Annotated in this window: 19 protein-coding genes; 6 read left to right on the top strand and 13 right to left on the bottom strand. The window is 69.1% G+C overall.

What is annotated here, in order from left to right; genetic code table 11:
- Together VF592_RS03965 and VF592_RS03960 are read right to left on the bottom strand one after the other, a co-directional pair.
- On the bottom strand, positions 1-485 hold a 485-nt coding region (locus VF592_RS03965), incomplete at its 3' end, for an alanine--tRNA ligase-related protein (RefSeq protein WP_331004302.1).
- 37 nt (positions 486-522) lie between these two features.
- Positions 523-1,767, bottom strand: a complete 1,245-nt coding sequence (locus VF592_RS03960) for a Xaa-Pro peptidase family protein (protein WP_331004301.1) — start codon at positions 1,765-1,767, stop codon at positions 523-525.
- Positions 1,768-1,846: 79 nt separating this feature from the next.
- Here VF592_RS03960 and VF592_RS03955 point away from each other — a divergent pair, with 79 nt between their 5' ends.
- Entirely contained in the window at positions 1,847-3,160 is a 1,314-nt protein-coding gene (locus tag VF592_RS03955; RefSeq protein ID WP_331004311.1) for a dicarboxylate/amino acid:cation symporter, read from the top strand.
- A 167-nt stretch (positions 3,161-3,327) separates the two neighbouring features.
- On the opposite strand, the gene VF592_RS03950 is transcribed toward VF592_RS03955, so the two are convergent.
- The 5 genes from VF592_RS03950 to VF592_RS03930 form a co-directional block, all read right to left on the bottom strand.
- A complete protein-coding gene (locus VF592_RS03950; protein WP_331004300.1) occupies positions 3,328-3,951 on the bottom strand; it encodes a glutathione S-transferase in 624 nt (207 codons plus the stop codon).
- A gap of 963 nt (positions 3,952-4,914) precedes the next feature.
- On the bottom strand, positions 4,915-6,006 hold the full coding sequence (gene recA / locus VF592_RS03945; protein ID WP_414714149.1) for a recombinase RecA: 1,092 nt from the start codon (positions 6,004-6,006) through the stop codon (positions 4,915-4,917).
- A gap of 310 nt (positions 6,007-6,316) precedes the next feature.
- Positions 6,317-7,159: a 4-(cytidine 5'-diphospho)-2-C-methyl-D-erythritol kinase gene (locus tag VF592_RS03940; RefSeq protein ID WP_331004299.1), complete on the bottom strand. Its 843-nt coding sequence runs from the start codon at positions 7,157-7,159 to the stop codon at positions 6,317-6,319.
- Positions 7,156-8,643, bottom strand: a complete 1,488-nt coding sequence (locus VF592_RS03935) for a tetratricopeptide repeat protein (protein ID WP_331004298.1) — start codon at positions 8,641-8,643, stop codon at positions 7,156-7,158. The genes VF592_RS03940 and VF592_RS03935 overlap by 4 nt, the downstream gene beginning before the upstream one ends.
- A 151-nt stretch (positions 8,644-8,794) precedes the next feature.
- Positions 8,795-10,450, bottom strand: coding sequence for an electron transfer flavoprotein-ubiquinone oxidoreductase (locus tag VF592_RS03930; RefSeq protein ID WP_331004297.1), 1,656 nt, complete (start codon positions 10,448-10,450; stop codon positions 8,795-8,797).
- A 138-nt stretch (positions 10,451-10,588) separates the two neighbouring features.
- Here VF592_RS03930 and VF592_RS03925 point away from each other — a divergent pair, with 138 nt between their 5' ends.
- From VF592_RS03925 to moaB, 3 genes are read left to right on the top strand one after another with little or no spacing between them, the layout of a single operon-like run.
- Positions 10,589-11,275 carry a uracil-DNA glycosylase gene (locus VF592_RS03925; RefSeq protein WP_331004296.1) on the top strand — a complete coding sequence of 229 codons (687 nt, stop codon included), beginning with the start codon at positions 10,589-10,591 and terminating at the stop codon, positions 11,273-11,275.
- Positions 11,272-13,092, top strand: coding sequence for a lytic transglycosylase domain-containing protein (locus VF592_RS03920; RefSeq protein ID WP_331004295.1), 1,821 nt, complete (start codon positions 11,272-11,274; stop codon positions 13,090-13,092). Before VF592_RS03925 ends, VF592_RS03920 begins: the two co-directional genes overlap by 4 nt.
- On the top strand, positions 13,082-13,609 hold the full coding sequence (moaB, locus tag VF592_RS03915) for a molybdenum cofactor biosynthesis protein B (RefSeq protein WP_331004294.1): 528 nt from the start codon (positions 13,082-13,084) through the stop codon (positions 13,607-13,609). Before VF592_RS03920 ends, moaB begins: the two co-directional genes overlap by 11 nt.
- A 9-nt stretch (positions 13,610-13,618) precedes the next feature.
- Here moaB and VF592_RS03910 read toward each other — a convergent pair whose 3' ends face one another.
- Positions 13,619-13,957 carry a VOC family protein gene (locus VF592_RS03910; RefSeq protein WP_331004293.1) on the bottom strand — a complete coding sequence of 113 codons (339 nt, stop codon included), beginning with the start codon at positions 13,955-13,957 and terminating at the stop codon, positions 13,619-13,621.
- Between the two features lie 55 nt (positions 13,958-14,012).
- Here VF592_RS03910 and VF592_RS03905 point away from each other — a divergent pair, with 55 nt between their 5' ends.
- Positions 14,013-15,083, top strand: coding sequence for a PA0069 family radical SAM protein (locus tag VF592_RS03905; protein WP_331004292.1), 1,071 nt, complete (start codon positions 14,013-14,015; stop codon positions 15,081-15,083).
- A gap of 56 nt (positions 15,084-15,139) precedes the next feature.
- Positions 15,140-15,316, top strand: a complete 177-nt coding sequence (locus tag VF592_RS03900; RefSeq protein WP_331004291.1) for a hypothetical protein — start codon at positions 15,140-15,142, stop codon at positions 15,314-15,316.
- Between the two features lie 37 nt (positions 15,317-15,353).
- Here VF592_RS03900 and VF592_RS03895 read toward each other — a convergent pair whose 3' ends face one another.
- From VF592_RS03895 to VF592_RS03875, 5 genes are all read right to left on the bottom strand, one after another.
- On the bottom strand, positions 15,354-16,943 hold the full coding sequence (locus VF592_RS03895; protein ID WP_331004290.1) for a long-chain fatty acid--CoA ligase: 1,590 nt from the start codon (positions 16,941-16,943) through the stop codon (positions 15,354-15,356).
- A 17-nt stretch (positions 16,944-16,960) separates the two neighbouring features.
- A complete protein-coding gene (gene dnaE / locus VF592_RS03890) occupies positions 16,961-20,452 on the bottom strand; it encodes a DNA polymerase III subunit alpha (RefSeq protein ID WP_331004289.1) in 3,492 nt (1,163 codons plus the stop codon).
- Positions 20,453-20,515: 63 nt separating this feature from the next.
- Entirely contained in the window at positions 20,516-20,995 is a 480-nt protein-coding gene (locus VF592_RS03885) for a glutathione peroxidase (RefSeq protein ID WP_331004288.1), read from the bottom strand.
- Complete coding sequence (locus tag VF592_RS03880; protein ID WP_331004287.1) at positions 20,992-21,675, bottom strand: ABC transporter ATP-binding protein; 684 nt, start codon at positions 21,673-21,675, stop codon at positions 20,992-20,994. Before VF592_RS03880 ends, VF592_RS03885 begins: the two co-directional genes overlap by 4 nt.
- Positions 21,668-22,912 carry a lipoprotein-releasing ABC transporter permease subunit gene (locus VF592_RS03875; RefSeq protein ID WP_331004286.1) on the bottom strand — a complete coding sequence of 415 codons (1,245 nt, stop codon included), beginning with the start codon at positions 22,910-22,912 and terminating at the stop codon, positions 21,668-21,670. Before VF592_RS03875 ends, VF592_RS03880 begins: the two co-directional genes overlap by 8 nt.
- Positions 22,913-23,215 lie beyond the last annotated feature (303 nt).

Genomic DNA, 23,215 nt, shown 5'->3' with positions numbered 1-23,215 from the left:
GCCCAGAAATTGTCGCTGGTGGCGATGCGGATGATGCGGTGGTCGGGCAGCCCGGCGATCCGCCGCCAGAGCGAAGCTGCCTCGTCGTCGGTGTGGTAGACGGTCACCGTCAGCCGATCGGCGGGCAGACCCCAGTCGCGCGTCAGCAGCGTCCAGGCGTGTTCGATCACCTGTTCCTTGAAATAGGCGCCGAACGAAAAATTGCCGAGCATCTCGAAGAAAGTGTGGTGGCGCGCGGTGTAGCCGACATTGTCGAGGTCGTTGTGCTTGCCGCCCGCGCGGACGCATTTCTGCGACGAGGTGGCGGTCGCATAAGGCCGCGACTCCAGGCCGGTGAAGACGTTCTTGAACGGCACCATCCCCGCATTGACGAACATCAGCGTCGGGTCGTTCTGCGGCACCAGCGGCGCGGAAGGCACGACTTGGTGGCCGGTCCCCGCGAAATAGTCGAGAAAGGAGCGGCGGATGTCGTTGGTCGAGGTCATGGCCGAAGGCTTAGGGGAGTCGCGCCCTGCCCTCAAGCTAGACGGGCTGCTCGATCGAGCGCGGGGGCTCGCTGAAGTATCGGGGTCCGCTCTCGGTCATGTGAAAGCAATCCTCCAGGCGGATGCCGAACCGGCCGGGCAGATAAAGGCCGGGCTCGTTGGAGAAGCACATGCCGGGCGCGAGCCTCGTCAACTCGCCGCGGACGAGGTTGACGGGTTCGTGGCCGTCCATGCCGATGCCGTGGCCGGTGCGGTGCGACAGGCCGGGGAGCCGATAATCCGGACCATAGCCGAGCCCGGTGTAGAAGCGGCGCACCGCATCGTCGACCTGGCTGGCGGGAGTGCCAAGCCGGGCAGTGGCGAAGGCGAGCTGCTGGCCCCGTGCCATGTGATCCCAGACCCGCGCGACCGGCGGCGTGGGACGGCCGAAGACGCCGGTGCGCGAGATGTCCGACTGGTAGCCCCCGACGGTGCAGCCGCAGTCCATGAGCACGACCTGACCGGGGGCGACGCGGTACACCTCGCGGCTGCCATGCGGATAGGCGGATGCCTCTCCGATCAGGACGAGCGCGAATTCGGGTGCGCCGCCCAGCCTGCGCGTCGCGGCGTTCATGAGCGCGGCGATGTCGGCGCCCGTCATCCCGGCCTCGATGCGCGGCCAGGTCCAGCGATAGGCGGCGACCGTCACGTCGCTGGCGGCCTGCATCAGCGCGATCTCGGCGGGGGTCTTGATCATGCGGGAGGCGCGGACGACGGGGTTGGCGGACACGAGCCGCGCGTCGGGGAGCGCGCGGCGCAGGCCCTCGGTCGCGAAGGCGCGGACCGTCTCCTCGATGCCGATCGGGCGGGCGGCGAGCCCGCGCTCGCTCAGATAGGTCGCGACGAGGCGCAGCGGGTCCTCATGCTCCTGCCAGACGCGCACCGTGGCGGGGATGGCGAGCGTCTCGCGGACGCTGGGTTCCTCGAAGAACGGCGTGACGATCAGCGGCTCGCCCTCGGTGGGGATCAGCGCGGCGGTCAGGCGCTCGCTCCGGCTCCAGCGTATGCCGGTGAAGTAGGTGAGGCTCGCGCCCGGTTCGACGAGCACGGCGCCGATGCCATTCGCGCGCATCAGCGCCTGGGCACGCGAGAGCCGCCGCGCGCGCTCGGCGGCGTTGATCGGCTTCGCTCCGCTCGTCAGATCGCCGAGCGCGGTCAGATCGGGTTCGGCGGCGCGCAGGATCGCAGGCGCGAAGGGCCCGAGAGCGGCGGCGGCGAGCGCCCGGCGGCGGGTGGTGAGCATGGGCGGCACGTTACGGCGCTTGACCAAGCGCCCGCAATCCCGTTCCGTGCGCCCCACATTCCCTGTTCGAAAGCGCATGATGGCCAAGCGGCTGACCTATTACATCCTGATCGGGCTGGTGCTCGGCATCGTCACCGGGCTGGCGATCCATCTGTCGCTCAACGACGGGTCTCCCCAAGCCGCCGAGCGGCTGAAGGGGATCGCGAAATGGTTCAGCTACGGCAGCACCATCTTCCTTCGGCTGATCAAGATGATCATCGCGCCGTTGGTGTTCGCGACCTTGGTGCAGGGCATCGCGCAGATGGGCGACACGGCGGCGCTGGGGCGGGTCGGTGGGCGCGCGGTGGGGTGGTTCCTGGCGGCGACGCTGGTCTCGCTGGGGCTGGGGCTGGTGCTGGTCAACCTGATGCAGCCGGGCGTCGGGCTCAACCTGGAGCTGCCGCCGGTGACCGCCGCGTCGGGGGTCGAGACGGCCGCCTTTTCGTTCGAGAAGTTCCTGACGCACATCGTGCCGACATCGATGATCGACGCGATGGCGACCAACGAGATCCTGCAGATCGTCGTCTTCTCCATCTTCGTGGGCGTGGCGATCACGGCGGTGGGCGCTCCCGCCGCGCCGCTGGTGCGCGCGGTCGACGGGCTGGTGGCGGTGATGCTCAAGATCACCGATTACGTGATGCGGGTCGCGCCGATCGCCGTGTTCTGCGCGGTGGCGGCGACGCTGACCGAGCGCGGACCCGGCGTGATCGGGCAGCTCGCCTGGTTCATGGGCAGCTTCTACATCGCGCTCGCGGTGCTGTGGGCGGTGCTGCTGGGAGCGGGCTTCCTGTTCCTGGGAAAGCGGATCGTCGAGCTGGTGCGGCATGTGCGCGAGCCGATGCTGGTCGCGTTCTCGACGGCGTCGTCGGAGGCGGCCTATCCGCGAATGCTGGAGGCGTTGGACCGGTTCGGCGTGCCGCCGCGCATCGCCAGTTTCGTGCTCCCCTTGGGCTATTCGTTCAACCTGGACGGGTCGATGATGTACATGACCTTCGCGTCGCTGTTCATCGCCCAGGCGTACGGGATCGACCTGCCGCTGGGGACGCAGGTGGCGATGCTCCTGTTCCTGATGATCTCGTCCAAGGGGATCGCGGCCGTGCCCCGCGCGTCGCTGGTGGTGATCGCGGCGACGCTGCCGCTATTCAAGATCCCCGAGGGCGGGCTGCTGCTGATCCTGGCGATCGACCATTTTCTCGACATGGGCCGGACCGCGACCAACGTGATCGGCAACGCGGTGGCGGCGGCGGTGGTCGCGAAATGGGAAGGCGGGCTGGATGCGCCGGAGCCGGTGATCGATGGCGGACCGGTCTCCCCCACGCACCCGGTGCGGGCGGAGACCGACAGCTTCCGTTAGTTGGTTCACGCGGAGGCGCGAAGGCGCGGAGAAGAAAAGAGGAGCGACGAGGCGACGTCCGCGTCAGCGGCCCAATCTCCTTTCGATGAGAGCCGCTGGCGCGGCGGGTCTACGCTCAACCCGTTGCGCAGACCCTCCGCGTCTCCGCGCCTCCGCGTGAACCGATTTCAGGCGTAGGCGTAAGGTCCGCCTTTCTCGAGCGCGGTCCGATAAGCCGGGCGGGCATGGACCTTGTCGAGCCAGGCGATCGTGTGCGGGCGGGTCGCTTCCAGGCCGCCGCGCGAGCGGGCGGCTTCGAGCGGGAAGCTCATCATGATGTCGGCGGCGGTGATCGCGTCGCCCGCGAACCAGGGGCGCTGCGCCAGTTCCGCTTCGACATAGTCGAGGTGGAGGTCGATCATCGGCTGGATGCGTTTGGTGATCCGCTTGCCGAACAGAGGAATGCGGCCGAGCACCAGTTTCAGGAGCAAGGGCGGCATCATCGAGCCCTCGGCATAATGGAGGAAGAAGCGGTAGCGTAAGCTCGCTTCGCGGTGCGGCGGCGCACCGAGACGACCGTCGGCGAGCTCGACCAGATATTCGACGATCGCCCCCGTCTCGGCGACCACGCGGCCGTCATGCTCGATGACGGGCGACTTGCCGAGCGGGTGAACGGCTTTCAGCTCGGGCGGGGCCAGCATGGTCGCCTTGTTCCGCTCATAGCGCTTGATCGCGTAGGGGAGGCCGAGCTCCTCCAGCATCCAGAGCACGCGTTGCGAGCGGGAGTTTTCGAGATGGTGGACGGTGATCATGGGCGGGGCTCCTCGCGCGGAAGGTCACTAAAGGTCACGCCAAGAACGTCTGGCGGGGGTGCTGGTGAGTTGCGATAGGATGCTTCGCGCTGGTCGTCACCCCGGCGTAGGCGGGGATCTCTCGCCGAGCATGCGCGTGCTCCGGACAACGCGATCCCAGCTTTCGCCAAGACGGCGGCATAGGGAGAAGGCGAACGGTGGAAAGAGTTTGGAACCGGTAATCGGATGGATGCGTGTAGGACAGCGCTTTTCGCTGTGGCCGCTTTCGACCCATTCCAGACATTCACGCGAAGGCCGCTTTCCAACCTGACGCACTTTCGCAGCAGGTCCCGCCAACGACCTGTAGCGGACATATACGGTTCGACTATATAGCCCTGATGACTGCCAGCCGATTGTCTATTTATGCGCTAATCGCAGGCTTGCTGTCGGGGTGTAGTGGTCCAACCCAGCAACCGAAGCCACAGGCTCAGCGATTACACATCTGGTTCGACGATACAGGGTGTTTTCAGCCACCACAGATGATCCAGGGGACCGCGCGCTACACGGGCGGGCGCGATGACCTGCCAGGGATTGTCTATGCGTGCGGGGTACGCGAGTTTGAGACCAACGATCTTGGAATGGGAGGAGTGAGCGTCGCGTTCGCGTCGGGACCCCGTGACAGTGCAATCGTCGGATGTGTGCAGCGAGCGGCGTCGTTCGGGTTCAATGCTGCCCGAGCAGTCCAGCGACCAAGCCTCGGTTTAGAAGTTAAGCCGGAGCAGAAAGTCCGCCCGCCACAAGAGAAGGCCCGTGCAATAGACTAATGTCTGCTAACCACCCATAACGGACGTAAGTCTTTCCCGCGTTCGGACCTAAGAAAAAGGCCCGCCGTCGCCGGCGAGCCCTTCCCTAACCACGCTGCTCTCACCCTGCCCCGCTACGCGGGACTGTCCCTCTCCCGCGAAGGCGGGAGAGGGTTGTAGGTCAGACGTCGTCTTCCTCGCTCGGCCCGACCAGCAGCTCCTCGGCGACCTTGTCGGTGCGGCCGCGGATGGCTTGCTCCAAACGATCGGTCATTTCGGGGTTGGCCTTGAGGAACGCCTTGGCGTTCTCGCGGCCCTGGCCGATGCGTACCGAGTCGTAGGAGAACCAGCTGCCCGACTTCTCGACCAGCCCGGCCTTGACGCCCAGGTCGATGATCTCGCCCAGCTTGGACACGCCCTCGCCGTACATGATGTCGAATTCGACCTGCTTGAACGGGGGCGCGACCTTGTTCTTGACGACCTTGACGCGGGTGGCGTTGCCGGTGACCTCCTCGCGGTCCTTGACCGCGCCGATGCGGCGGATGTCGAGGCGGACCGAGGCGTAGAATTTCAGCGCGTTGCCGCCGGTCGTCGTCTCCGGGCTGCCGTACATCACGCCGATCTTCATGCGGATCTGGTTGATGAAGATGACCAGGCAACCCGACCGGCTGATGGTGCCGGTCAGCTTGCGGAGCGCTTGGGACATGAGACGCGCCTGGAGGCCGACATGGCTGTCGCCCATCTCGCCTTCGATCTCTGCGCGCGGCACGAGCGCCGCGACCGAGTCGATGACGAGCACGTCGATCGCGTTGGAGCGGACCAGCGTGTCGGTGATCTCCAGCGCCTGCTCGCCCGTGTCGGGCTGCGAGACGATGAGGTTGTCGACATCGACGCCCAGCTTCTTGGCATAGACGGGGTCGAGCGCGTGCTCCGCGTCGACGAAGGCGGCGGTGCCGCCGTTCTTCTGCGCCTCGGCGATGACGTGGAGCGCGAGCGTGGTCTTGCCCGAGGATTCGGGCCCGTAGATCTCGACGATGCGGCCCTTGGGCAGCCCGCCCACGCCCAGCGCGATGTCCAGCCCGAGCGAGCCGGTCGAGATCACCTCGACCTTCATCGCCTCGCGCTGGCCGAGCTTCATCGCCGAACCCTTGCCGAAGGCGCGGTCGATCTGCGCCAGGGCGGCGTCGAGCGCCTTTTGCCGGTCGTTGGAAGCGGCGGTGGTGGAGGTAGCGGTTGCCATGCGGGTATCGATCACCTTGAGATTGGCGGCCATCTGTTCTGCTCCCATTCGCTATAGCAATCGCGCGAACCCTTCAACGCGCGACTGGTCGGATACACCCTGTAAGTGGTGAGAACAAGATAGGAACATCGGTGCGATTTGCAAGGCGGATCCGGCGCGGAAACGAGAAAGGGCGGTCGTTTCCGACCGCCCTTTCGTGCGACGGCGCGTGGGGGCACGGACCATCGACGGATGCGTGAGTTCTGCCCTCCCCGGACCCGTCCTGGCTAGCGTTGCAAGCACGGTGCCAGCCGGAATGCGAGGGGCGAGTCCCGAGACCCGTCCCGGCACGGCACGGACGGTGTCAGGCGAGTGCCGTTTCGAGACACCACCAGCCGCGCGCGCATGCCGCCCCGGCCGCCGCCGCACGATCGGTTTCGCGGTCGAACAACGCGAAGCAGGTCGCGCCCGATCCGGACATCCGCGCGAGCAATGCGCCAGGCGCGCTCGTGAGCAGATCGAGCACCGCGTCGATCGCCGGCGCGAGGCCGCGCGCTGCCGCCTGGAGGTCGTTGCGACCGGCGCAGGCGCGGGTCAGGAGATCGTCTTTCCCGATCGGGCCGCGATCCACGCCGTCCCAGCGCGCGAAGACCGCGCCGGTCGAGACCGGTACGCCAGGGTTGACGAGCAGGACGGGCATGCCGGGCAAACCGGCGACTGGCTCCAGCGCGTCGCCGCGGCCCCGCCCGATCGTCGTCGCGCCGCGCAGGCAGGCGGGCACGTCCGCGCCGAGCCCGGCGGCGATGGTCATGAGCCCCGGATCGTCGAGCGGCACGCGGTGCAGCCGGGCCAGCGCGCGCAAGGTCGCGGCGGCATCGGCCGAACCGCCGCCGATGCCCGATGCGATCGGCAGATTCTTGGTGAGGGCGATGCGGTGCGCGCGGTCGACGCGGTACTCGGCCGTGAACGCGTCGGCGGCGCGGGTGACGAGATTGTCCGCCCAGGGCTCGGCCGGTGCCGAACCGGTCAGGGCGGCGGCGAAGGGGCCGGCGACGGCGAAGGCGTTGTCGGTCGCGGGTTCGAGCTCGATCAGGTCGCCGTCGCGGCAAAAGGCGAAGATCGTTTCCAGTTCGTGATAGCCGTCGGGGCGACGACGCCGGACGTGGAGCGCCAGGTTGAGCTTGGCCGGGGCGGGTTCGGTGATCATCGTCCGGGCGGGCCGGTCAGCAGCTTCGCATCGATCCGCACCTTGTCCGGCCCGTCGGCGACCAGCGCCGCCGCGGTCCAGGCGTGACGGGCCTCGAAACGGCGACCGAGCGTCCAATAGGCGTCGCCGAGATGATCGGCGATCTCGGCATTGGTCGGCTCCGCCTCGGCCGCCCGTTCGAGCAGCGGCAGCGCGCGCGGCGTGTCGCGGGTCAGGTGATAGGCCCAGCCGAGCGAATCGGTGATCCCCGCATTTTCGGGCGCGAGGCGGTGCGCGCGCTCCAGCAGGCGGGTCGAGTCGCGCGTCGCCTCACCGCGCGACAGGCGGGCATAGGCGAGATAGTTGAGCGCGACCGGTTCGTCGGGGGCGAGATCGACCGCCCTGGCGAGCGCGGTCCGGGCTTCCGGCCAGCGTCCGGCCTGTTCGAGCGCGCCGCCGAGCTGCATCCACACCACCCACTCGTCCGCGCCCTCGCCCGCCGCGATCCGGCGGTAGAAGGGGAGCGAGTCGGCGACGCGGCCCGTATCGGCCAGGAGGTCGGCGTAGAGCTGCCAGTCGTCGCGGTCCGCCTCCGGACGAACGACCGCGCGGGCGGCGTGGGCCAGCGCCTCGGGACGGCGGTCGGCGCGGGTGAGCGTCGCGACGCGCGCGGTCGCAGCTGCGCGCGCGAAGGGGCCGTTCGCGCCGATCCCGCCGAGCACCGCCAGCGCATGATCGGCCGCGCCCTGCTTGCCAAGCGCATTGGCGAGGAGCAGGCGCGCGCGGTCATTGCCGGGTTCGGCCAGCAGGGCGGCGCGGGTCAGCGCGATCGCGAGCGGGTTGGGATCGTCGCCGCTGGTCAGATCGGCCGCGACGCGCGCGAACAGCCGCGACACCCCGAAGCCGAGCGAGGGGCCGACGCCCGCCCGCGCCAGCGCGACGCCCATCCCCGCCTGGTCGCCGGGAAAGAGCTGGCGCGCGAGATTGATCTTGCCGCGCCCGCCGAGCAGCTGGGCGGCGCCGATCCGCAGATCGGACCCCGCGTCGATGCCGCCCAGCGAGCGGATGAGCGTCAGCGCCTCGACCTCGCGACCGGTCGCGATCAGGAAGAACGCCCGCGCCTCGGTCGCCAGGCGCCGTGCCACGGGTTCGGTGCCGGTGGCGCCCAGCGCGGCCAAGGGGTCGCCGCCCCGCGCGCGGGCGGTCCAGGCGCGCAGCACGGGGGCGAGGATCACGAGCCGCGTGCGCGCCAGCCTGGCTGTGCCGGCCTCCAGCGCGGCCGCATCGCCCGTCCGGGCCGCGCGGGCGACGCGGAGCAGCACCGCGTCCTCGGGCGTCACCCCGGCCCGGTCGAGAATGGCGATCGCCCGGTCCGCCAGCTCGAGGTCGCCGGCCGCCAGCGCCTCGCGATAGGCGCGGATCGCGACGGGGATGTCGGGCGAGATCGCCAGCGCGCGCGCATAATCGGCGGCGGCGCGGCCGGGCTCGCCGCGCGCGCCGGCCACCCGCGCGCGTACATAGGCGGCGAGACCCGAGATGTCTGCGAGCGCGGGGCCGGGAGCGAGCGCGAGTAGCGACGCCAGTGCCAGGCGGCCGCGGCGAAGCCGCGTCGTCGATCCTTGCTTCGGCGAGGTCGGCCGAGCCGAGCGAAGCTCGCTACATATTCGGGTAATTGGGCCCACCGCCGCCCTCCGGCACCACCCATTTGATGTTCTGGCGCGGGTCCTTGATGTCGCACGTCTTGCAATGGACGCAGTTCTGCGCGTTGATCACGAAGCGGGGGTCGTCCGTCTCCTCGCCCACCACCTCGTAGACGCCGGCCGGGCAGTAACGCTGCGACGGCTCGTCGTAATTGGGCAGGTTGTATTCGATCGGGATCGACGGATCGCGCAGGGTCAGGTGGACGGGCTGATCCTCCTCGTGGTTCGTGTTCGACAGGAACACCGAGGACAGGCGGTCGAAGGTCAGCACGCCGTCCGCCTTGGGATAGATGGGCGGCACGACCTGGTCCTTGCGCCACAGCGATTCGTGGTCGGGATGGTGCTTCATCGTCCAGGGCATCTTCAGGCCGAAATGCTCCAGCCACATCTGGACCCCCGACAGCGCCGAGCCCGCGAAGTCGCCGAACTTCTTGACGGTGGGAACGACGTTCCTGACGACCGACAGCTCCTTGTGGAGCCAGGACGCCTCGAATGCCTGCGGATAGGCGGTGAGCTCGTCGCCCTCGCGCCCCTCGCGCAGTGCTTGGAACGCCGCCTCGGCCGCCAGCATCGCCGATTTCTGCGCGCCGTGGACGCCCTTGATGCGGGGCACGTTGAGGAAGCCCGCGGAACAGCCGATCAGCGCGCCGCCGGGGAAGACCAGCTTGGGGATGGACTGGAGCCCCCCGTCGTTGATCGCGCGCGCCCCGTAGGAGACGCGCTTGCCGCCCTCCAGCAGCTCGGCGACCGCCGGGTGGGTCTTCCACTTCTGCATCTCGCCAAAGGGCGAGAGATAGGGGTTGGAATAGTTGAGCCAGGTAACGAAGCCGATCGACACCTGGCCGTTCGCCTGGTGATAGATCCAGCCGCCACCGTTGGCGTGCGCGTCGAGGGGAAAGCCCTGAGTGTGGATCACGCGGCCGGGATGATGCTTTTCCGGCACGATGTCCCACAATTCCTTGACGCCGAGGCCGTATACCTGGGGCTGGCTGTCGCGGGCGAGATCGAACAAGGCGATCACCTCCTTGGACAGGTGGCCCCGCACGCCTTCGGAGAAGAAGGTGTATTTCGCGTGGATCTCGAGGCCGGGGGTGTAGTCGGGCTTGCGCGTGCCGTCGCGCGCGACGCCCATGTCGCCGGTCGCGACGCCCTTCACCCGTCCGTCTTCGTGGAACAGCACTTCGGCGGCGGCGAAGCCGGGAAATATCTCGACGCCGAGCTCCTCCGCCTTGCCCGCGAGCCAGCGGCACAGATTGGCGAGGCTGACGGTGTAGGTGCCCTTGTTGTGGAGAAAGGGCGGGGTCCACAGATGCGGCAGGTTGAACTTGCGCTTGCCCGCGAGCACCCAGTGATGATTCTCGGTCACCGGCGTCTCGGCGAGCGGACAGTCGCCGTCGCGCCAGTCGGGGAAGAGCTCGTCCATCGACCGCGGATCGACGACGGCGCCCGACAGGATGTGCGCGCCGACCTCCGATCCTTTTTCGAGAACGCACACCGACAGCTCCGACCCGGCGTGGGCGGCAAGCTGTTTCAGCCGGATCGCCGCGGTCAGGCCGGCGGGGCCCGCGCCGACGATCACGACGTCATAGGGCATCGACTCGCGTTCGCTCATCTTCAACACTCCAAGCCTGCCCGTCCGGTCGCGGGGAGGCGTCATCTTGTCCCGAATCCCGATCAGCCGGATTGACGCGCACGTCAACCGGGTCGCACCAGCCATGTAATGGGCGCGGAACCGATTTTCGACCGGCAGATGCTGGAATCCGCGCTGGATTGGTGGCGCGACGCGGGCGTCGACACGCTGGTCGACGAGCTGCCCCGCGACTGGTTCGCCAAGCCTTCGACGCCCTCCCCCGCTCCGCCCGTCGCGGCGGAACCGTCCGCGTCGCTACCGGACAGCTGGGACGCGTTCCTGGCCTGGCGCGGGGGCGACCATGCGCCCGAAGCCGGGTGGGCCGGCCCCGGCGTGCTGGCGAGCGGGCCGGCGGACGCTACGGTCATGGTGCTTGCCGACGTGCCCGACCGCGACGATTGCGCGGCGGGCAAGCTGCTGACGGGCGAACCCGGACGGCTGTTCGACCGGATGCTGGCAGCGATCGGACTGGCGCGGGAGACGGTGCATGTGGCGTCGGTCTGCGCCAGGCGGCCCGTGTCGGGACGCGTCGGGCGCGACGACGAGACCCGGCTGGGCGAGGTCGCGCGGCACCATGTGGAGCTGGTCGCGCCCGAGCGGCTGCTGGTGATGGGCGATGCGGCCAGCCGTGCCGTGCTCGGGATGAGCGTGCTTCAGGCGCGCGGGCGTTTACATCCGCTTAACCATAAGGGTGGAATGACGAGCGTGGTGGCGAGCTTCCATCCGCGCTTCCTGCTCGAACATCCCGGCCGCAAGCGGGAGGCCTGGAGGGACCTGCAGATGTTGATCCGGGGATCTGGGGAATGAAGTCGATCAACTTTCTAATGTTGGCGAGCATGGCCGTGGCCGCGCCCGTGTTCGCGGCCGAGCCGGCGGCGCCAGCCGCGGACTTTTCGCGCGACCGCATTCCCGCGCAGCTCGATGCCGGGCAGCGCGAGGGCTATGCGGCCGTGTTCGGGGCGATCCGCGCCGAACGCTGGACCGACGCACAGATCGCGCTGGACGCGATGAAGCCCGGGCCCCTCCATGCGGTCGCGCGCGCCGAACTCTACACCGCCAAGAACTCTCCCAAGGTCGAGCTGGAACCGCTGATCGCGCTGCTGAACGAGGCACCCGAGCTGCCCCAGGCGGAGGCGCTCGCCCGGCTGGCGCGGACGCGCGGCGCGGAAGAGCTGCCCCCGCTGCCGGTGGCGCAGCGGCTGATCTGGCAGGACGGCGCTCCCCGCCGCGTCCGCGCCAAGGCGGTCAAGAGCGACCTGATCGCGGCCGATCTGGCGGTGAGCATGCAACCCTTCGTCAAGGCCGACCAGGCCGCCGAGGCGCGGGCGCTGCTCGACGCGACCCAAGGCTTGAGCCCAGAGGCGCTGACCGAGTGGCGCGCGAAGATCGCGTGGATGTATTTCCTGCGCGGCGACGACGCGAATGCGCGTGGGCTCGCGGTGCAGGCCGAATCGGGCCTTGGCGAATGGGCGCTCCAGGCGCGCTGGACGGGCGCGCTGTCGGCGTGGCGCCAGCGCGACTATCGCGCGGCGGGAACCGCGTTCGAGGCGGTGGCGGCGCGGGCGACCGATGTCGATCTGCGGGCGGCCGGGCTCTACTGGGCGGCGCGCGCCGACATGGCCGGGGCGCGGCCCGACCGCGTCGAGGCGCGGTTGAAGGCGGCGGCGCAATTTTCCGAGTCCTTCTACGGCCAGCTCGCCGGGCAGACATTGGGGCTGAAAGGCAAGACCAAGCCGGTGACTGGGCTGGTCGCGGCGGACTGGGCGGCGCTCGACAAGCGGCCCAATGTGCGCGTGGCGGCGGCCTTGGTCGAGCTGGGCGAGATGGACCTGGCCGACGACGTGTTGCGCCAGCAGGCCAAGATCGGCAGCCCGGCGGAGTTCCAGAGCCTGCTCCGCCTGGCAGGTACGCTGGACCTGCCCGCCACCAGTCTGTGGATGGCGCATAACTGCCCGGCCGGCTTCAAGCCCGCCGCCGAGGCGCGCTATCCGACCCCTAATTGGAAGCCCGACAGCGGCTGGCGCGTCGACAAGGCGCTGGTCTACGCCCACACGTTGGAGGAGTCGCGGTTCCGCAACAAGGTGGTCAGCCCCGCCGGCGCTTACGGCCTGATGCAGATCATGCCCGCCGCGGCGACCGACTTCGCGCGCGAGCGCGGGCTGGCGGAGGCGGACCGCGCCTTCCTGACCCGGCCGTCGACCAACATGGATGTCGGGCAACGTCACCTGGAGCGGCTGCGCGACATGAAGGGGACGACGGGCGGGCTGCTGCCCAAGGTAATCGCCGCCTATAATGCCGGGCCCAAGCCGGTCGGCGAATGGAACATGGCTGTCCGCGACGGCGGCGATCCGCTGCTCTACATCGAATCGATCCCCTATTGGGAGACGCGCGGATACGTGACGACGGTGCTGCGCAATTACTGGATGTATGAGGGCGTCGGGGGCAAGGCCGCCTCGCCCAGCCGCAAGGCGCTGGCCCAGGGTATGTGGCCGCGCTTTCCCGGCCTGCCCGGCGCGAGCGCGGTGCGGATCAGGACCCCGATCGCGCCGCCCGCCCCCACGACCACGATCGCGGCGAGCGCGCCCGTGCCGATCCGGACGACGCTGGTCGCCGATGCCGATTGACGAGAGCCGCGCCTTCGTTCCGGTCCGCATCGCCGTTCTGACCGTTTCCGACACGCGCGGCCCGGCGGAAGATCGGTCGGGCGACATCCTGGTCGAGCGGCTGCGCGCGGCGGGTCACGAACTGGCAGACCGGCGGATCGAGCGGGACGAGGTGCCGGCGATCGTCGGGCGGCTGAACGGGTGGATCGACGATCCCGCGATCGACTGCGTGATCACGACGGGCGGCACCGGCGTGACCGGGCGCGACGTGACGCCCGAGGCGATCCGCCAGGTCGCGGACAAGATGATCCCCGGTTTCGGCGAGCTGTTCCGCTGGCTGAGCTTCCAGACGATCGGCACCTCGACGATCCAGTCGCGCGCCTGCGCCTGCGTCACGCGGGGCACCTACGTCTTCGCGCTGCCGGGATCGACGGGCGCGGTGAAGGACGGGTGGGACGGCATCCTGCGCGACCAGCTCGACAGCCGTCACCGCCCCTGCAACTTCGTCGAGCTGATGCCGCGCCTGCTGGAGCGCTGACCGGCCCGCTCAGCCGGCCGCCTGCATCGCCGCGAGTTCGTGGCCGGCGGGGTCGCGGAAGTGGAAGCGACGACCGCCGGGAAAGGCGAAGATCGCGCGGGTGATCGTCGCGCCCGCCGCTTCGACCCGCGCCAGCACCGCGTCGAGATCGGCGACCTCGATCACCGGCAACAGCTGGGTCGGCTTCTCGGCAGGATCGGCCTGGAAGCCGATATCGGTGTCGCCTGTCGTGGTCGCGGCATAGGTCGGGCCGAAGCCGGTGAAGGTCCAGCCGAACGCGTCGGCGTAGAAGCCCTGCGCCGCCGCGATGTCGCCGACGGGCAGTTCGAGATAGTTCAGTCGCGCCATGTTCGCCTCCGTGACAGTTCTTGCTATGTTCTGATCGGCCCGATAGTCTTCGTCAATGGCGAAGACTCGGCCCGTGCGCGGTGCGACGCTGAACGCGGAGAGCCGGCGGTTCAACCTGCCCCGGACGGAGGCGGACGGCGACTGGCTGGACGCGCGCGAGGCGCTCGACGGACCGCCGCCCCGGCTGCGCACGACGGTGACGGTGGAGCGCCCGCGCACGATCATCAGCCGCAACGCGTCGCCGGACATGCCGTTCGACCGGTCGATCAATCCCTATCGCGGGTGCGAGCATGGCTGCATCTATTGCTATGCGCGGCCGAGCCATGCGTTTCACGACCTGTCGCCGGGGCTGGATTTCGAGAGCCGGCTGTTCGCCAAGCCCGACGCGGCGGCGCTGCTGTGCGCCGAGCTGGCGCGGCCCGGCTATGTCGCGGCGCCGATGGCGCTGGGCACCAACACCGATCCCTATCAGCCGATCGAGCGCGACTGGCGGATCACGCGCGGGGTGATCGAGGTGCTGGCCGAGTGCCGTCATCCGCTGACGATCACGACCAAGTCGGACCGGGTGGTGCGCGACCTGGACCTGCTCGCGCCCATGGCCGCGCTGGGGCTGGCGACGGTGTGCCTGTCGGTCACCTCGCTCGACCCGAGGATCGCGGCGACGATCGAGCCGCGCGCGCCGCATCCCGAGCGACGGCTGGCGGCGGTGCGCCGGCTGGCCGACGCCGGGGTGCCCGTCCATGTCTCCATCTCCCCCGTCATCCCGGCGATCACCGATCACGAGATCGAGCATCTCGTTGAGCGCGCGGCCGAGGCGGGCGCGACAGCGGCCTATTTCATCCCCGTCCGGCTGCCCTGGGAGGTCGCGCCCTTGTTTAAGGCGTGGCTCGACGAGCATTTCCCCGACCGGGCTGGCAAGGTGATGGCGACGATCCGCTCGCTGCGCGACGGGCGCGACAATGATCCGGGTTTCTTCACGCGGATGCGCGGATCGGGGCCCTGGGCGGAGCTGCTGGCGACGCGCTTTCGCATCGCGTGCCGCAAGCACCGGCTGAACGAGCGCAAGGTCCCCCTGCGCTCCGACCTGTTCCGCCCGCCCGCCGGGCCGCAGGGCGAGCTGTTCTGAGGCAACCCGCGTCGGCGCCGACCGTTGTCGGACGGGAACCCAGGAGAGGATCGATCATGACCGACCGCAACCGCGACGATGCGCCCAAACAGCCGCTGAGCCCCAACGACGCCGATCGCGCGGGCGCCGGATCGGGCGCCGAGCCGAGCGAGGATGCCGGCGCGGGCTATGGCAACCACGCCGTGCCCGACCTGGAGGGCGAACCCGGCGACTCGAGCAGCGACGCGCGATAGGACCCGGCTCCAAGGCCGGGGCGACGGGAAGCGGGCGTCAGGCCGCGAGCTGGTGGTTCTTGTACCGCTCCCGGAGCGCGGTCTTGAGCAATTTACCGGTCGCGGTGTGGGGCAGTTCGTCGACGAACAGCACCTCGTCGGGCAGCCACCATTTCGCGACATGCTGCGCCAGATGCGCGGCGATCTCGGCAGCGGTCACCGATGCGCCCGGCTTGCGGACCACGAGCAGCAGCGGACGCTCGTCCCAGCGGGGGTGATGGACGCCGATGGCGGCGGCCTCGGCGACGCCCGGGCAGCCGACGGCCGCATTCTCCAGCTCGACCGAGCTGATCCACTCACCGCCCGACTTGATCACGTCCTTGGCGCGGTCGGTGATCTGCATCGTCCCGTCGGGGTGGAGCAGCGCGACGTCGCCCGTGTCGAACCAGTTATCCGCGTCGACCGAGACCTCCTCCGCCTTGAAATAACGCTGGACGATCCACGGGCCGCGACATTGCAGCCGGCCCGAGCTCTGCCCGTCGCGGGGCAGTTCCGCCCCCTCCTCGTCGACCACGCGCAACTGGACGCCGAAGGGCACGCGACCCTGCATCGCCACCTGGTCGACCTGCTGGTCGAACGTCAGATCGTCCCAATCGGGCGAGCGCGCGCCCATGGTGCCGATGGGCGAGGTCTCGGTCATGCCCCAGGCATGGTTGACGCGTACGCCCATGCGCATGATCCGCTCGATCATCGCGCGCGGCGCGGCCGAGCCGCCGATGGTGACGAGCTCGAGATGCTTCGGCGCGACGCCGGTCGCGTCCATGTGCGCGAACATGCCGAGCCAGACGGTCGGCACGCCGGCCGAGTGGGTCACGCGCTCGCGGTTCATCAGGTCGCACAGCAGGGCGGGCTCGTTGACCGTGGAGAAGACGAACTTGCACCCCGCGACCGCGCCGGCGAAGGGCAGGCCCCACGCCGCGGCGTGGAACATGGGCACGATCGGCAGCACGACCGCGCGCGTGTCGAGGTCGAAGACCGCGGGCTGCACCTCGGCGAGGGCGTGGATGACGCTTGAACGGTGGGTGTAGAGCACACCCTTCGGGTTGCCGGTCGTGCCGCTGGTGTAGCAGAGCATGCAGGGGTCGCGTTCCGGGCCTTCGACCCAGGCGAAATCCCCGTCCTGGGCGTCGACGAGCGCGCGGAAGCTGCCCTCGCCCTCGCCGTCCATCACCACATAATGCTCGATCGTCGTCCAGCGGTCGCGCAGGCGGTCGACGATGGGCTGGAACATGCGGTCGTAGAGGAGGACGCGGTCCTCGGCGTGGTTGGCGATATAGACGAGCTGGTCGTCGAACAGCCGGGGATTGATGGTGTGGATCACCCCGCCCATGCCCGTAGCGCCGTACCAGGCGGCGAGGTGGTGCGCGTGGTTCATCGCCAGGGTGGCGACGCGGTCGCCGGGGCCGCAGCCGAGGCGGACGAGCGCTTGGGACAGACGGCGCGCATCGCGCTCGATCCCGGCCCAGTCCGTGCGCGTCTCCGAACCGTCGGCCCAGCGCGACACGATCTCGCGCCGGCCATGCTCGCGCGCGGCATGTTCGATCAGGCGCGGCACCCGCAGCTCGAAATCCTGCATTCCGCCCAGCATCGCTCTCTCCCGCGTAATTATCCGACGAGCGCCAGCCGCGTTTCGCTGTTCCGGAGCTCGACCTTCGCGATACCGTGCAACAGCTCGATCCGCCCCGCAAGCTCGGCGTCCAGCAGGAAGTCGCGGCCGAGCAGGACGGTCGCCTCGGCGCCGTCGGAATAGCGCAGGATCGCTCGCACCTCGCCGCGCGCGCCGCGGTGGTGCTGGAGCATGCCCGCCAATGCAGGGAAGGCGGCGGGATCGGTGATCGTCGCCTCGATCACGAAGCGCGCGGTGGAGGCGAGCCCGTCGAAGGGCTGGACGCGGCGGACGCTGACGCGCGGCGCGTCCTCGCCGGGGCGGCGATCCAGCTCGACGGTGATGAGCGCGCATGTCGCCTCGCGCGCGGCCTCCTCCAGGTCCTTGGCGACGGCATCGTCGAAGCAGGTGGCGGAGAATTGCCCGCTGGCGTCGGAAAGCTGCGCCATCAAATAGCGCTTGCCGCGCGCGGACTGGCGCCAGCGCGCCTCCTCGACCAGCACCGCCATGGTCGCGCCCGTGCGACCGTCGTCGGGGATGTGGAGCTCGCCCAAGGCGGCATAGGCGCGCGCGCCGTGCATCCGGGCGATATGCGCGTGGCGGTCGACCGGGTGGGCGGAGAAGTAGAAGCCGAACGCCTCCTTCTCCTGCTCCATCCGCTCCGCCAGGGTCCAGCGGATATCGGGGAGCTTGATCGCGTCACCGGCGTGGCTCTCCTCACCGAACAGGCCACCCTGCCCGCTCGTCTTGGCATCGTGGGTGCGCGCGGCGACGGCGAGGATCGTGTCGGCGGCCGCGTGGAGCCCCGCGCGGTTCGCGTCGAGCGCGTCGAACGCGCCCCCGGCGGCGAGCGTTTCGAGCTGGCGCTTGTTGAACAGGCGCGGATCGACGCGGGTGGCGAGGTCGTCGATATCGGCGAAGGGCCCATGCTCGCGCCGTTCCTGGACCAGCCGCTCCATCGCGCCCTCGCCGACCGACTTCAGCGCGGCGAGCGCGTAGCGGACCCTGGGGCCGTCTTCCCCCACCTCGACGTCGAACTCGGCGTCGGACCGGTTGATGTCGGGGCCGCAGACGGTCACCCCGAGGCGCCGGGCGTCGTCGACGAAGATGCCGAGCTTGTCGGTCAGCGCCATGTCGTAGCACATGGACGCGGCGTAGAATTCGTGCGGGTGGTGCGCCTTGAGCCAGGCGGTCTGATAGGCGAGCAGCGCATAGGCGGCGGCGTGGCTCTTGTTGAAGCCGTAGCCGGCGAATTTGTCGATCAGGTCGAACAGCTCGTTCGCCTGTTGCTTGCCGATGCCGTTCACCGTCCGGCATCCCTCGACGAATCCGGCGCGTTGGGCGTCCATCTCCGCCTTCACCTTCTTGCCCATGGCGCGGCGGAGCAGATCGGCGCCGCCCAGGCTGAAGCCCGCCAGCACCTGCGCGGCCTGCATCACCTGTTCCTGATAGACGAAGATGCCGTAGGTTTCGGCCAGGATCGGCTCGAGCAGCGCATGGGGATAGGCGATGGGCTCCTGCCCGTTCTTGCGGCGGCCGAAGCTGGGGATGTTATCCATCGGGCCCGGTCGGTAGAGCGAGACGAGCGCGATGATGTCGCCGAAATTCGACGGGCGGACGGCGGACAGCGTGCGGCGCATGCCTTCCGATTCGAGCTGGAAGACGCCCACCGTGTCGCCGCGCTGGAGCAGTTCGTAGACGCCCTCGTCATCCCAGGCGAGCGCGTCGAGATCGATGACGATCCCCCGTTTCGCAAGCAGTTGCGTGGCTTTCTTCAGAACGGACAGCGTCTTCAGGCCGAGAAAGTCGAACTTCACCAGCCCGGCGCCCTCGACATATTTCATGTCGAACTGGGTTACGGGCATGTCGGAGCGCGGGTCGCGATAAAGGGGGACGAGCTCGGCGAGCGGACGGTCGCCGATGACGACGCCCGCCGCATGGGTCGAGCTGTGGCGCGGCAGGCCTTCGAGCTTCATCGCCAGGTCGAGCAGGCGCCGCACGCCATTGTCGTTGGCATATTCGCGCGCGAGCTCCGACACGCCGTTCAGCGCGCGGGTCAGCGTCCAGGGGTCGGTCGGGTGGTTCGGGACGAGCTTGGCGAGGCGGTCGACCTGGCCATAGCTCATCTGGAGGACGCGGCCGGTGTCCTTGAGCACGGCGCGCGCCTTGAGCCGCCCGAAGGTGATGATCTGCGCGACCTGGTCGCGGCCATATTTCTCCTGGACGTAGCGGATGACCTCGCCGCGGCGGGTTTCGCAGAAATCGATGTCGAAATCGGGCATCGACACGCGTTCCGGGTTGAGGAACCGTTCGAACAGCAGCCCGAGCGGGAGCGGGTCGAGATCGGTGATCGTCAGCGACCAGGCGACCACCGACCCGGCGCCCGAGCCGCGGCCCGGGCCGACCGGAATATCGTGATCCTTGGCCCATTTGATGAAGTCGGCGACGATCAGGAAATAGCCGGGGAATCCCATCTGGATGATGACGTCGAGTTCGAATTCGAGCCGGTCGCGATACTCGGCCTGCCAGTCGCCCTCGCCCCCCTTGCCGAGCGCCGCGATCCGGTCGAGCCGCGCCTCCAGCCCCGCGCGGGCGTCGCGGCGAAGCATCTCCGCCTCCGCGGCGAGATCGGGGGGCGTGGCGAGGCTGGGCAGGATCGGCTTGCGGCTGGGCGCCATGACGCCGCAGCGGCGCGCGACATGGAGCGTGTTCGCGATCGCCTCGGGCAGATCGGCGAAGAGTTCGGCCATCACCTCGGCAGGCTTGATCCAGGCGTGGCGGCAGGTACGCTTGCGGTCCTCGGTCGCGACATAGCTCGACTGGGCGATGCAGAGCATTGCGTCGTGCGCGTCGCCGAAATCGGCCTCGGCGAAGCAGGACGGGTTGGTCGCGACGAGCGGCAGGTCGCGCGCATAGGCGAGCTCGATCAGCGCGGCCTCGGCGGCGATCTCGACCGGGTCGTCGCGGCGGGACAATTCAATGTACAGCCGATCGGGAAACAGCGTCTGGAGCCGGTCGGCATAGGCGTGGGCGCGGTCGGGCTGGTCCTCGGCGAAGAGACGAGCCAGTCCCCCTTCCCCGCCGGCCGTGAGCGCGAGAAGGCCGTCGGTGCGCCCCTCCAGCGCGGCGAAGTCGACATGGGCGTCGAGTTCGATCGGGCGGCCCAGATGCGCCATCGACACGAGCCGGCACAGATTGTCGTACCCGATCGCGTCCTGCGCGTAGAGCGCCAGCCAGTCGAGCGGCGCGGTCACGCCTTCGGGCGTGTCGGGACGGCAGACGCCCAGCATCGCGCCGATGATCGGCTGCACCCCGCCCTTCTTCGCTGCCTCCGAAAAGGCCATGGCGGCATAGAGCCCGTTGCGGTCGGTCAGCGCGGCCGCGGGAAAGCGCAAGCCCCGCGCGCGCTCGACGATGGCCTTGGGTTCGATCGCCCCGTCGAGCATGGTGTAGGAGGAGAAGATTCGGAGCGGAACGAAACCGGAATGCATAAGGGGACTATGGGACCCGCCCGATGATTCGGAAAGCGGTTCCTCCCCGGTCCGCGAGGAAGGTCAGAGCAGCGCCTCGATGTCGCGGCGCAGGTCCTCGGGCTTGGTCGTGGGTGCATAGCGGCGCACCGCACGTCCCTGCCGGTCGACCAGGAATTTGGTGAAGTTCCATTTGATCGCACGGCTGCCCATCAGCCCCGGCGCCTCCGCCTTGAGCCGGTCGAACAAGGGCGCGGCGCCGGGGCCGTTGACGTCGATCCTGGCGAAAACGGGAAAGGTCACGTCGTAGTTGAACGAGCAGAAATTCGCGATCTCGGCCGCGTCGCCCGGCTCCTGCGCGCCGAACTGGTTGCAGGGAAAGGCCAGCACCTCGAAGCCTCGGGCGCCGTAATCGCGGTGGAGCTGCTCCAGCCCCTCATATTGGGGGGTGAAGCCGCATTTGGACGCGGTGTTGACGATCAGCAGCACCTTGCCGCGCCAGGTGTCGAGCGAAGCGGGGCCGCCATCGGCGGCGAGGACTTCGAGATCGGTGATCGCGCTCATGACAGCTCCTCGATGCGGCCTTCGTGCAGGCGGACGACGCGGTCCATCTTCGCCGCCAGCCGTTCGTTATGGGTGGCGACCAGCGCGGCCGATCCCTCGTCGCGGACGAGGCGCAGGAACTCGGCGAGGACGATCCCGGCCGTCTGTTCGTCGAGATTGCCCGTGGGTTCGTCGGCGAGGATCAGCGACGGCCGGTTGGCGAGCGCGCGGGCGACCGCGACACGCTGCTGCTCGCCCCCGGAGAGCTGGCTGGGGCGATGCGTCAGCCGATGGCCGAGGCCGAGCGCGGTGAGCAGGGTGGCCGCGCGCGCGCGGGCATCGGCGCGCGGGATCTCGCGGACGAGCTGGGGGAGGACGACATTCTCCGTAGCGTCGAAATCGGGCAGCAGATGGTGGAACTGGTAGACGAAGCCGAGACGGTCGCGGCGGACGAGCGTGCGCGCGGCGGCGTCGAGCTTGGCCGCCTCCTGCCCGGCGATGCGGATCGATCCCTCGAACCCGCCCTCCAGCAGGCCGACCGCCTGGAGCAGGGTCGACTTGCCCGATCCCGAGGGACCGAGTAGCGCGACGATCTCGCCGGGCGCGACCTGCAGGTCGACGCCGCGCAGCACCGCGATCGTCTGGCCGCCCTGGGCGAAGCTGCGCGACAGGCCGGCGGTCTGGAGGACCGGTTCACTCATATCTTAGCACCTGAACCGGATCGGTGCTGGCCGCCTTGAAGGCCGGATACAAGGTCGCGAGGAAGCTGAACACCAGCGCCATCAGCGCGATCGCGACGATCTCGACGGGATCGGTCTTGGACGGCAGCTCGGTCAGGTAGCGGATCGACGGGTCCCACAGATTCTGGCCGGTGACGAGCTGGATGAAGTTCACCACGCCCTGACGGTAGAAGAGGAAGATGAAGCCCAGCACCAGCCCCGCCAGCGTGCCGAGCGCGCCGATGGTCGTGCCCACCGTCACGAAGATGCGCAGCAGGCTGGTCCGCGTCGCGCCCATGGTGCGCAGGATGGCGATGTCGCGCGTCTTGGCGCGCACCAGCATGATGAGCGAGGACAGGATGTTGAACACGGCGACCAGGATGATGATCGACAGCACCACGAACATCGCCACTCGTTCCACCGCCAGCGCCTCGAACAATTGCGCGTTCATGGTTCGCCAGTCGGCGATCACCGCGCGACCGCCGATGCGCGCCGCCAGCGGCTGGAGGATGGAGCCGACCTGGTCGGGATCGACCGTCTGCACCTCGACCATGCCGACGGCGTCGCCGAGCAGCAGCAGGGTCTGCGCCTCCTCCAGCGGCATGACGACATAGGCCTTGTCGTAATCATAGACGCCGATCTCGAAAATGGCGCCGACCGTATAGGCGACGATGCGCGGCACGGTGCCGAACGGGGTGGTCTGGCCTTGCGGGCTGATGAGCGAGATCTCCGAGCCGACCCGCGCGCCCAGCGCCTCCGCCAGGCGCGAGCCGACCGCGATGCGGTTGCCGCCGGGGACGATCCCGTTCAGCGTGCCCGACACGACCTGCCCGCCGACCGAGCGACGCATGTCGGCGACGGACTGGCCGCGCACCAGCACCGCCTCGACCCGGCCGTTATAGCTGGACATGAGCGGCTGTTCGATCAGCGGCACCGCGCTGGTCACGCCGGGGGTGGCGCGCGCCTCGCGGACGATGTCGCGCCAGTCGGGCAGGCGTCCGCCGAAGCCCTGCACGACCGCATGACCATTCAGCCCGGTGATCTTGTCGAACAGCTCGGCACGAAAGCCGTTCATCACGCTCATCACGATCACCAACGCGGCGACGCCGAGCATCACCGCCACCAGGCTGATCGAGGCGACGAGGAAGATGAACCCCTCCCCCTTGCCCGGCAGCAGGTAGCGCCGGGCGATCATGCGTTCATAAGGGGCGAGGATCATGTCGTCCGTTCGCCTACCGGGGCGGAGCCGGACTGGCAATCGCGGCGCGGCTGTGGCGGCGAAGTCACAGGATCGACATATTCGTCGCAGGGCCGTCGCGGCACGCGTGACAAGCGCGGATGTTCCGCCTAGCCAAGATGCACTGGCACACAGGCAATCGCCGTGGTTCGGGGACAGGCCTTCGCGCAGCACCCACAAGGGAGCGCGATCACGAAGGCGAACAGGGGGCTGACGAGCGATCGTCACGCAGGCGCCCGGGCTGGAGACAGCCCGGGCGTTTGCCGTTTCCGGACCCGAAAAATA

Origin of the sequence: Sphingomonas sp., assembly GCF_036388435.1 — a bacterium.
GTDB lineage: Bacteria > Pseudomonadota > Alphaproteobacteria > Sphingomonadales > Sphingomonadaceae > Sphingomonas.
This window is presented reverse-complemented; position numbering and strand designations above follow the sequence as displayed.

Excerpts from the sequence above, each read along its gene's own strand:
- VF592_RS03960 (WP_331004301.1), bottom strand. The coding sequence starts at position 1,767 with ATGCTCACCACCCGCCGCCGGGCGCTCGCCGCCGCCGCTCTCGGGCCC.
- VF592_RS03955 (WP_331004311.1), top strand. The coding sequence starts at position 1,847 with ATGGCCAAGCGGCTGACCTATTACATCCTGATCGGGCTGGTGCTCGGC.
- VF592_RS03950 (WP_331004300.1), bottom strand. The coding sequence starts at position 3,951 with ATGATCACCGTCCACCATCTCGAAAACTCCCGCTCGCAACGCGTGCTC.
- recA (WP_414714149.1), bottom strand. The coding sequence starts at position 6,006 with ATGGCCGCCAATCTCAAGGTGATCGATACCCGCATGGCAACCGCTACC.
- VF592_RS03940 (WP_331004299.1), bottom strand. The coding sequence starts at position 7,159 with ATGATCACCGAACCCGCCCCGGCCAAGCTCAACCTGGCGCTCCACGTC.
- VF592_RS03930 (WP_331004297.1), bottom strand. The coding sequence starts at position 10,450 with ATGAGCGAACGCGAGTCGATGCCCTATGACGTCGTGATCGTCGGCGCG.
- VF592_RS03925 (WP_331004296.1), top strand. The coding sequence starts at position 10,589 with ATGCTGGAATCCGCGCTGGATTGGTGGCGCGACGCGGGCGTCGACACG.
- VF592_RS03920 (WP_331004295.1), top strand. The coding sequence starts at position 11,272 with ATGAAGTCGATCAACTTTCTAATGTTGGCGAGCATGGCCGTGGCCGCG.
- moaB (WP_331004294.1), top strand. The coding sequence starts at position 13,082 with ATGCCGATTGACGAGAGCCGCGCCTTCGTTCCGGTCCGCATCGCCGTT.
- VF592_RS03910 (WP_331004293.1), bottom strand. The coding sequence starts at position 13,957 with ATGGCGCGACTGAACTATCTCGAACTGCCCGTCGGCGACATCGCGGCG.
- VF592_RS03905 (WP_331004292.1), top strand. The coding sequence starts at position 14,013 with ATGGCGAAGACTCGGCCCGTGCGCGGTGCGACGCTGAACGCGGAGAGC.
- VF592_RS03900 (WP_331004291.1), top strand. The coding sequence starts at position 15,140 with ATGACCGACCGCAACCGCGACGATGCGCCCAAACAGCCGCTGAGCCCC.
- VF592_RS03895 (WP_331004290.1), bottom strand. The coding sequence starts at position 16,943 with ATGCTGGGCGGAATGCAGGATTTCGAGCTGCGGGTGCCGCGCCTGATC.
- dnaE (WP_331004289.1), bottom strand. The coding sequence starts at position 20,452 with ATGCATTCCGGTTTCGTTCCGCTCCGAATCTTCTCCTCCTACACCATG.
- VF592_RS03885 (WP_331004288.1), bottom strand. The coding sequence starts at position 20,995 with ATGAGCGCGATCACCGATCTCGAAGTCCTCGCCGCCGATGGCGGCCCC.
- VF592_RS03880 (WP_331004287.1), bottom strand. The coding sequence starts at position 21,675 with ATGAGTGAACCGGTCCTCCAGACCGCCGGCCTGTCGCGCAGCTTCGCC.
- VF592_RS03875 (WP_331004286.1), bottom strand. The coding sequence starts at position 22,912 with ATGATCCTCGCCCCTTATGAACGCATGATCGCCCGGCGCTACCTGCTG.